The 8,653-nt window shown below is 60.2% G+C and carries 10 protein-coding genes; 4 read left to right on the top strand and 6 right to left on the bottom strand.

What is annotated here, in order from left to right:
* Positions 1 to 676 precede the first annotated feature (676 nt).
* Positions 677 to 937 (bottom strand): arylsulfatase regulator, encoded by a 261-nt coding sequence (locus JO015_14630; GenBank protein ID MBW0000333.1) that lies wholly within the window; start codon positions 935 to 937, stop codon positions 677 to 679.
* A 141-nt stretch (positions 938 to 1,078) separates the two neighbouring features.
* On the opposite strand from JO015_14630, the gene JO015_14625 reads away from it, so the two are divergent.
* From JO015_14625 to JO015_14615, 3 genes are all read left to right on the top strand, one after another.
* Positions 1,079 to 1,459 carry a hypothetical protein gene (locus tag JO015_14625; protein ID MBW0000332.1) on the top strand — a complete coding sequence of 127 codons (381 nt, stop codon included), beginning with the start codon at positions 1,079 to 1,081 and terminating at the stop codon, positions 1,457 to 1,459.
* A gap of 73 nt (positions 1,460 to 1,532) precedes the next feature.
* The gene (locus JO015_14620; GenBank protein MBW0000331.1) at positions 1,533 to 2,207 is read left to right on the top strand and encodes a hypothetical protein; all 675 of its coding nucleotides are present in this window, start codon (positions 1,533 to 1,535) and stop codon (positions 2,205 to 2,207) included.
* Positions 2,208 to 2,210: 3 nt separating this feature from the next.
* Positions 2,211 to 2,501, top strand: coding sequence for a hypothetical protein (locus JO015_14615; protein ID MBW0000330.1), 291 nt, complete (start codon positions 2,211 to 2,213; stop codon positions 2,499 to 2,501).
* 34 nt (positions 2,502 to 2,535) lie between these two features.
* Here the strand turns inward: JO015_14615 and JO015_14610 are convergent, their stop codons facing one another.
* A complete protein-coding gene (locus JO015_14610) occupies positions 2,536 to 2,979 on the bottom strand; it encodes a hypothetical protein (protein MBW0000329.1) in 444 nt (147 codons plus the stop codon).
* On the opposite strand from JO015_14610, the gene JO015_14605 reads away from it, so the two are divergent.
* Complete coding sequence (locus JO015_14605; protein MBW0000328.1) at positions 2,978 to 3,364, top strand: HU family DNA-binding protein; 387 nt, start codon at positions 2,978 to 2,980, stop codon at positions 3,362 to 3,364. The genes JO015_14610 and JO015_14605 overlap by 2 nt on opposite strands.
* An 11-nt stretch (positions 3,365 to 3,375) precedes the next feature.
* Here the strand turns inward: JO015_14605 and JO015_14600 are convergent, their stop codons facing one another.
* The 4 genes from JO015_14600 to JO015_14585 form a co-directional block, all read right to left on the bottom strand.
* Positions 3,376 to 3,657 (bottom strand): SWIB/MDM2 domain-containing protein, encoded by a 282-nt coding sequence (locus JO015_14600; protein ID MBW0000327.1) that lies wholly within the window; start codon positions 3,655 to 3,657, stop codon positions 3,376 to 3,378.
* 257 nt (positions 3,658 to 3,914) lie between these two features.
* Positions 3,915 to 5,135 carry an MFS transporter gene (locus JO015_14595; protein MBW0000326.1) on the bottom strand — a complete coding sequence of 407 codons (1,221 nt, stop codon included), beginning with the start codon at positions 5,133 to 5,135 and terminating at the stop codon, positions 3,915 to 3,917.
* 397 nt (positions 5,136 to 5,532) lie between these two features.
* Positions 5,533 to 6,297, bottom strand: coding sequence for a DUF4198 domain-containing protein (locus tag JO015_14590; GenBank protein ID MBW0000325.1), 765 nt, complete (start codon positions 6,295 to 6,297; stop codon positions 5,533 to 5,535).
* Positions 6,298 to 6,406: 109 nt separating this feature from the next.
* Positions 6,407 to 8,554 (bottom strand): TonB-dependent receptor, encoded by a 2,148-nt coding sequence (locus JO015_14585; GenBank protein MBW0000324.1) that lies wholly within the window; start codon positions 8,552 to 8,554, stop codon positions 6,407 to 6,409.
* Positions 8,555 to 8,653: the final 99 nt, after the last annotated feature.

Genomic DNA, 8,653 nt, shown 5'->3' with positions numbered 1-8,653 from the left:
ATGAGGTTCCATTCAGGACCGTCCCGGCGGGGTTCGGGATCATCAGTGCCGGGGTCTGTCCAATTCAGGGCCGTAAGCCCGGCAACCAGGGCAAGGTAGGCGGCACCGCTGAGGGCGAATGCCTTTACGTTCGAACGCAGGGCGTTTGGCGCAGGAGTGGGCACAAAGGGGAGGGTTTGCAGTATTTATTGATATTTTTTATAATTAGTGCAAGGACTTTCGCACCAGTCGGGGCGAATAAGCAGAGCGGGAGGGTACGCGGGGTCAGGCCGCTGCCTTGGCCGGCTGCCCTGCCGGGCGGAAAGCCGGCTACCAGCGCCGAAAGGGGTTCTCCGGTGGTTTGTCGAGCACCCCAAGGGGGGTTATTGACCACCGCCTCCGACGAGCAGCACTCCGCTGGCCCATTCTCGGCGGTTGGCGGGAGCGTCCGCTAGAGCCCCAGGTTTTTAGATCCCGCGCCGTCGCGCGGGCCCGTGGGGTCAATAACCCCGCAATCTAAAGCGCAACGCCCCTACGCCCGAGCCCTCCGGGTCGTCGGGATTAGAAAAGCCCAAGACGGCCTTTAGGCGCGCACGCACGCGAAGGCGCCCGTGGGCTCCAGGCCGACCCGTGAGGCTCGAGAAGCGGTAAGCGGCATCTCCCCCCGAGATCCGCCAAGCCGGCGGCCGTGGGCCGTTTAGCGCGGGCACGTGATGGCCCCGGATTGAAGGCCGGCGGCCACCCGTTCCAAGGCTTTCGCGTAGCGAAAGAACCAGAAAAACCGCCGGCACAGTTCATCCATGACGCCTTGGCCGGCGTCCAGCAGCCGTTTAAAATCGGGCAGGTGCTCAAGCATGGCCGCCACGATGGCAAGGTCATCGTGACCGGCCGACATGAGGGTTTGGGCCTGAGCGTCGATCCGGGAAGCAATGCGGAGCTGTTCGGGGGTGAGGTCCATGGCGGCCCCGTGCATAGCAGACCCGTAAAAGGGAGGCCATACCTTTCGCCGGGGCTTCTCGCCGGCGCTGAAGTTCCCCCCCAACTTTCCTTTGGCTGTTTCCTTGTTCCTGGCGTTCAGGAATTGCTAAACCGAGGCGCGATGCGCGGCGAGATAACATCGGAAACCCTGGCGAGGCTCATCCTGTGGGGCTTGGACCAAGCCATGGCGGGCCGGCCCCGCCCCTTGCGCCTAAGGGCCGCGCCAGCGCCCAACGCCCCCCTCGTCGCGCTCGTGGATTACGTGAGCGGTTTTCCTTGCCTTTGGGTTACGCCGTTCGCCTTCTACGGCGAAAAGACTGCGACGCTGTTACAGGCGTTGGACCGCTGCCTTCGAAGCGGCCAACTCGATGAGGTCGAATGCTGCCTGCTGCACGCGCTGGAGCCGGGCCGCAGCCTGGTGTTCGATTGGTTGGTGGATTTGGGTTTCGCCCACAGCGAGGACGGCCATTGGTTGATTTGGCGAAGCCCGCGCCTGGCGTGAGGCGGCTTCTGCGGCAAACGGTTACGTCATAGCCGATTGACTCCTGTAGGTCAGTTCGAGTTGGATCAAGAGGATGCGCCTCATTTGGGTCGTTCTGATTTCCCTCAGCTTGGGCTTGCCCCTGTTTGCGCAGCAGCCGCAGCCGATCCTCCCGGATCCGCGGCTGACGCCGGGCGACGTTTTCGACGTGACTGCCGGTGATGTCTGCACGCCCGGTTACTCGCGCAAGGTCCGGAATGTGCCTCAGTCCGTAAAAGAGGAGGTTTACCGGGAATACGGCATCACCGAACACCACCGGGGGGAGTACGAGTGCGATCACCTGATATCGCTCGAACTCGGCGGGTCGAATTCCATCAAGAACCTCTGGCCGCAGTCCTACCGCACGCGCCCTTGGAACGCCAGAGTCAAAGATCGGTTAGAAAACCGGCTGCACGAGCTGGTCTGCTCGGGGAAGCTGGACTTGAAAACCGCCCAGCAGGCCATCGCCTCCAACTGGATCGAGGCGTACAAAAAATACGTCGGACCCGAACCTAAAGCGCTAGGCCGCCCGTCCGAAGACGAGCGGGCCGAAATGGCGGCGCCGGCGTCCACGCCCGCCGCGGCGGGCCAGGTCTGGGTGAACACGCGAAGCGGTAAATATTGGCGGCCCGGTTCGCGTTATTACGGCAAGACCAAACAGGGAAAATTCATGAGCGAGGGGGAAGCCCAAAAGCAAGGTTTCCAACCAGCGCATGGGACAGGAGAATAAGCGATGCAACCTAACCGCAAGCTGACCAACGTCCTTAAAGGGCGCACGATCCAGGCTGAGGCCGGCGACCAGGGGCACGTAACGATCACCTTCCAGGACGGTTCGACGCTGAAGCTCAAAGTCGCTGGCCAAGCGACGGTGACCGCCGGCGCCAAGGTCAAAGCCGTGCACGAATCGGGCGACCAGTTCCAAATAGACGTCGAAGGCGGCCCTAGCGTCCAGCTTCGCCTAGCTGACCCCGGCTCATCGGTCGCCCTGCGCGATAAGAACGGCGCCGTCGAGTACCTGGGTTAGCGCGCGGGGCATCGAAGACCGCCCCGGCGCGGCTTTACGTCTCGTCCCGCACGACCGGCTCAACGGGGCGGCCGTCCGGCAACACGGCCGCGTAGAGACGCGCCGTTTGCCCGCGTTCTCGGGCTAAAAAGGTGACCCGCCAGTAACGGACCGGCCTGGTCTGAAATTCCACGGCCAAAATGTCCAGGTCGTTCAGGCGGTAGAAGCGCCGCGCCCAATTGACCGCCGCTTGGGTGGCTCCAGCTTGACCGACGGTGGCCGGGATGGGCTCTGCATTGGGTACGGCGAAGGCGAGGACGCGTCCGGAAGCCTCGTGAAAAACAAAGAGATCGACGGCATCGACTGGTATTAGGGCCAGTAAAACCAAAAGGCCGGCCAGCAGCAGGGCAGGGAATCGAATCATCGCGTGCTGAAAGGTGGCCAGCGCCCTCGGCCTTGCAACCCCTTGGGGAAAGCTGGCATAACCGCGGGCAGCCATGACCAAAACCGAATTGCAAGTGGCCCTCGCCGAGGCCACCCAAACCGACAAGAAGACCGCCGGGGCGTTTTTGAACGCGCTGGCCGCCATCGCTTACAAAGCGGTTAAAAAGGACAGTGAATTCGTGCTGCCCGGTTTTGGCAAGCTGACCAAAAGGAAGCGCGCCGCCCGCACGGGGTTCAACGTGCAGACGCGCCAGAAGATGAAGGTGGCGGCCAAGACGGTGGTGAAGTTCCGGGTCGCCAAAGGGGCCAAGGACGCGATCCTCGGGGCCAAGGCGCCATCGCCTGCAGGGCAGGCCGGTAAGCAAGCCCCACCGCCGGCCGCCCGCGCGGGCGGCAAAGCCGGCCCCTCCCGTAAAGCTGCAGGTAAAAGCACCACGTAGCCGTGCACGGCTTAGGTAAGGTGTCGGTTCACGAACTTGGTCCGCTCGAACATCGTCACCGAATCCTGCCCATCCAAAACCGGCCGGAGCTTATCGTCGGCCCGGATGCGGCGCCGGTCCTGGGCGTCCTGCAGCTTATGCTCCCGGATGTACTCCCAAAGCTTTTTGGTCAGTTCGGTCCGGGGCAGTGGGTCCGATCCGACCGCGGCGGCCAGCGCCTGGTCGGGTTGCACGGGTTTGGCCAGGGTGCCGGCCGCCCTTCCTTTGGCGGTATGGGTCTTCCGAGTAGGCATGCTCCCCTTTAACGGCCTGCGGTCGCGGAGGCCAGCGCCAAAACCTGCGCCCGGCTTTTGGCCTCACGTTTCATCCTGGAGGATCGGCTGCCTTGGTGTTCATGGCAACTCCCGAACGGTACGAACGCGCCGCTCGGTCGATGGACGCGGTACCCCTTGTGCGGTTCACCTTCGGTGTTCTCGTCGTGATCGGGCTTTACCTCGCCTCTACGGGTCGGCTCGCCAAGCCCGCTCGTCCTTAGTGATGCGCCGTGCACTCACTTACCGCAGCGGAGTGCCCTTGGTTGGAACTGGATCATCACCAGCCCCAAGGCGCTCAGGACTGCACAAGCTAGAAACATCGATCGATAACCGAACGCTTGTGCCCATCCTCCAGCGGTAAGACTAGCAAACAGGAAACCTGCGTTGGCCGTGTTGGCGAACAAGGTGGCCGCTGAACCCGCTTGATGGGGCAGGAGCGCTTGCATGTAGCTGATGCCCTGATACCCGATCAACCCGATACCGACGGCGCGCAGCACTTGGGCGGCCAACAAGATCGCCACCGAGGGGCCCCAGGTTATGGTTAGGAAATAGAGGATGAACGCGAGGAAGCCGGCCGAGATCCAATGACGATTGCCCGCGACGGCTGGGCGAAGTACAAACGCAAACATCACCGGCACCTCCAGCAAAGCGCAAAGGCTAAAGATCAGCCCGACATCGGCCTTGGTTCCTCCGAGTTCATGGGTCGCAACGATCGGGAGCGCAATGGACCCCATAAACATCGCCGCGTGAAAGAGGGTGAGGCTCGAAGCGGCAAACCCGGCTTGACGGAGTGTTCCGCTTCCTGGTTTCAGCCCCAAGCCGGTCTCCCGGGTGGGCCGGAGCGCATTGACTCGTGCCAAAGCAACAATAACCGTCGCCGTTACTGCGCACATGGCAGCCGTCAGGAACACCCCTAGGAAATCAAACCTGCTGATCATGAGCGCGCCCAATGCGGGTCCAACCGCCCACGCAATCGACCAAGTCGCGCGCATCATCGCGGTGCCCCTCTCGGCCGTCTCGGCGCCAACCTGATCAAGGTGCCCTTTCGCCAAAGCAAAGAGCTGCGGAAACACGGCGAGGCTGGTGCCGAGGGGCAAACCAGCGATCAGAAGGAGTAGGTAAAAATCAGTGGTAACGCTTAGCAGCAGGTATCCGCTTACCGTCATGACAAGTGCGAGGAGCAGTGGAATCGGGCTTGGTGTGCGATCAAACCAGCACCCGAAAGAAGCGCCAATGATCATGCCGCTCAACGAGTAAACGGTGAGAAAAATGCCGAGTGCAAGCGGGCTCAGGTGAGCCTTGTCGATCACGAAGAGCGTCAGGTACGAGCCGCCCACACCGTTCCCAAGTCCAACAAACAAAATCGCGCTGACCAGGGGAAGGAAGCAGGGCGTCGACGCCAGCGTGGTGAGGTGGCGAAACTGCGAAGACTCTTCTGGTAACGGTCTAAGCGGCACAACCGGCATATGATTCAAAGAAGCATTGCTTCCCGCACAAGGAAACACTCCAGTGGGCGTGCACGAAGTAAAGGGGTGAGGTGCTCCTCATCGTTGGGCTCTCCCGCACCCCGCGGGGTTGCGCCCCGGGTCTGAAACCGATGAAGGAACCAACCCGAAGCGGACCACCAGGTGTTGCTCGAGCAACTCGAGCTGCGCCTGCCGCCGCAACCGCCCCCGCGGCTCAGCGCGGCCGGCCAATTGTTACCCTGAGCTCTGGGTTGTAGGGGAGACCGTTTGCCCGGCCCGGCTGATCATGAGATACTTACGACGACTGACCCTGCCGGTTGAGAAAGTTGGGCAAGCGAAGGAGGCGGTCGTGCAGCCGGAAGGCCGAGCGCACCAAAGTTACAATCCCTCATTCCGAGATCAGAAAGGCGAGCGAAGCGCTGTAGTCATCGTGGTTACAAAGATCCGGATGGAGCGGCGCGGTCTGATGGTCAATCGCGATTAATTGCAAACCCCCGCGGCTGATGGGAAGTTCTGCGATGCCGTCGCGATTCGTCGGGTAGCGCGGGATGTCCTCTTCTTTCATCTTGGTCTTGCCATCGCCGATCTCCACGCCCACGCCGGCGAGCGGCTTGCCTTCGAAGACGACCTTCACCGGCAGCTTTTCGCCGGGCTTAACCTTGAACGGATCGCTTTGCGGGATGATTTCCAGTTGCTGGCCCACCACGCGGTTGAAGGCCTCTCCCACAGCGGGAAAGAGCCCTTTGCCGAACTTCAAATAGTGGCCGGCATCTTTGCCGGCCGGCAAAATCGCCCGGCTCGTGTTGAAATATTTCTCCGATGTTATCGAGGTCCAGTAACCGTTGTCGTATTGACCCGTGACCATCATCACAGGTTTGCCCCCGGTGAGCTGGCCAAGGCGCTCGATCAACCAGTCCGCCCCCATTTGGACAGGTTTAACCTCGAGCAGCGAAATCGCTTTGTCCTCACCTCCGGCGTAGGCGTCCAGCGTGAAAAGGCGCGGCAGGTCTGCGGGTTCATACTCCCCAGGGTGTCCGAATCGAATCAGAAGTTCGTCTTTGCCGCTTGGGAGCAAAACCAAGTCATGTGCGCCGGCCGAACGGGTGGCTGCCGCACTGAAAAGAGCGACGCAGAGTAAAACGATAATTTTCATAGGACCGGTGGATAGGAGCTCTAAACAGAAAGGAACAAGGGCTTTTTTAAAGCGCAGTTGGGATCCCCAGGTTGGGATGAAAAGATTAGAACGCCTTCGACATGGTTGCTTAAAATGGCATGAAGACGCCGCCCTGCACGCTCACGGGTGCTTTGGGCGAAACGCCAACCAGTGGAGCTGTATCACTGCCCAAATTGAACGCCGTCTCGTCATCGCGGCGATCGGGGTAAACAATGAAATTCACGAATGCACTGAATCCCTTCAAGTTCTTGTTCGTGTAGTTTAAGTTTGCCGTAATGCGAGAAAACGTTCTCGTCGAGACCGAGCGAAAGGTGTTCAAGGGCTCCGGTCCGACAATCTCTTGGTAGACCGACACGCTGAAAATGTGGGGAGAATCAATGGAGGGCAGCGGCAGCGTGAGATCGCAACCGTACTTGCCTAGAAAATCCTGGACATTGGGTATGCTCGAACCGCTGCCTACGCGGGGCAGCAGGTAGGCGTGTACGGCGCTATAGCTACCAAAGACAGAGAGCAACGCTCGGCCATGCGTGTAGAGCACCACCCGTGCCTCGATATCAAACCCATCGCGTTCCGAAGGTCCCAACGTCGTTGATGGCGTGCCCGGCGCGCCGGCCAGAATCTCGTTCGAGAAACGCGTATGAAAAACGTCACCGAGAAACTGCCAAATGCCGTTGGGCGAATTGTATTGGACCCCAGCTTCTACGGACTCATTTTTGGCAACGGGGAGATGCTGGTTGAAAGGCAGCTCAGAGAAGGGATCCGGCGGCCGGAATCCTTCGCCGAAATTGGCGAAGAGGTCAAGCCCCGAGACCGGCGTGATGCTGAGACCGGCTTTAGGACTGGCAACGCCGAGCGTGGGCGAAACGTTTATCCGGTCGACGATGTCGTTCACCTGGTAAAATAAAATGTCGTACCGGACCGCGCCGGTCAGTTTTATCCAAGGGAGAGGCTTGAAGTCGAGTTGCGCGTACCCAAACGGATTGTGCACCGTAAAATCAACCGCCGCGGTCGGGGGGCCCACGGGATCGCGCGCGATGGTATTGAACGAGGCTTCCCGCGCAAAAGTCGATCTCTCGCCGACGCCCAAGATCAGGTCCGCACCCATTCCTCGGGGCAATTGCCAGAGGAAGTAGTTTTCCAAATTTCCGCCAAAGGTAATCCGCTGGTCGGAGTTTAGGCCCTGTCCAGGCAACGCAGGGTTCGTTGGGATAACGTTGAAATCCGACCAACGTTTGAGCGTGTCGTTCATGAAATAGGCGGTCGCCTTGAAAGGCTCATCGCCATTTTGCCGGTAATTGAAGACAACATTCTCCTCGGTGGTGTTAAAACCATCGGTCGCGTTAACGGCTGCCGTCGGGCTCAAGGCGCCCGATTCAACCAGCGTTCTGCTGATGTAGCCCGGCGAACCGGAGTCCATCGAATAGACCTGTGCCCGCACCGAAGCCGTGCCGCCCAATAGGGGAAAAATAACTTTGTCGAAGGTGTTGATCTGATGAAAATCGGTATTGTCCCGGTAGCTTGGCGATGAAGAGGCCATTATCGAACCAGAACCGCTCACCGGTCCTGCATTGAATCCGAAAAGTCCAAAGCCCTGTGCTGCGCCGAAACTTCCGCCTGAGGCGGTCAGCCCCGACGCCGGGTGGTCGAGCGTGGTAATGTCCAAGGAACCGGCCAGCGCAAACGGGCCGTCGTGCACGTCGAATGGCCCACGGGTCAGGATCCCGCGATCCACTAATACGGGAATGAGCGGGTTCAGATTGGCATCACCATTTATTCCCGTGTTTTCACCGATCAAATTGAGCGGAACGCCGTCGACCATATAGCCGATGTCGTGCCCGTGATCACCGTTGGAGTAACCGCGCAAAGTGATTCCATACGGGGTGCCTCCTTGGTCAAACTGAACGACGGTCACCCCGGTGACCGGACGAAGCAGGTCACCGTAGGTGCGAACATTGCGCTTGTCGGCATCGGAATAGGTGAGCGGCGTCGTGGACGCCGGATTCGCGGTGGGGCTATCGAGAAGCGCCGTTTTAGGCGGCTCGCCGTAACCGGTGATCGTTATGGGCGTCAATTCCGTACTCGCTGGTTGCGCGATCGCGGGAAAAGTCTGAATCGCGCAACTTACCGCTAGCATCGCCAAATAGGGTTGCAGACGGTTTCGCCATTTGTTCGCCAAGCGGTGTTTTCGCGCCGCAAATGCAGTCAAGTCCAAGAAAGAGATTGGTATCTGGTTCATGGCGGGGAGATCGCGACGCCAAGAGAAGGCGCTCCGGCAAGGCTCATCTGGTGTTACCTTTTATGAACTCGTGCTACCGGTGTCAATCTTCGCAGCAAT

Source organism: Verrucomicrobiota bacterium, assembly GCA_019247695.1.
Classification (GTDB): domain Bacteria; phylum Verrucomicrobiota; class Verrucomicrobiia; order Chthoniobacterales; family JAFAMB01; genus JAFBAP01.
This window is presented reverse-complemented; position numbering and strand designations above follow the sequence as displayed.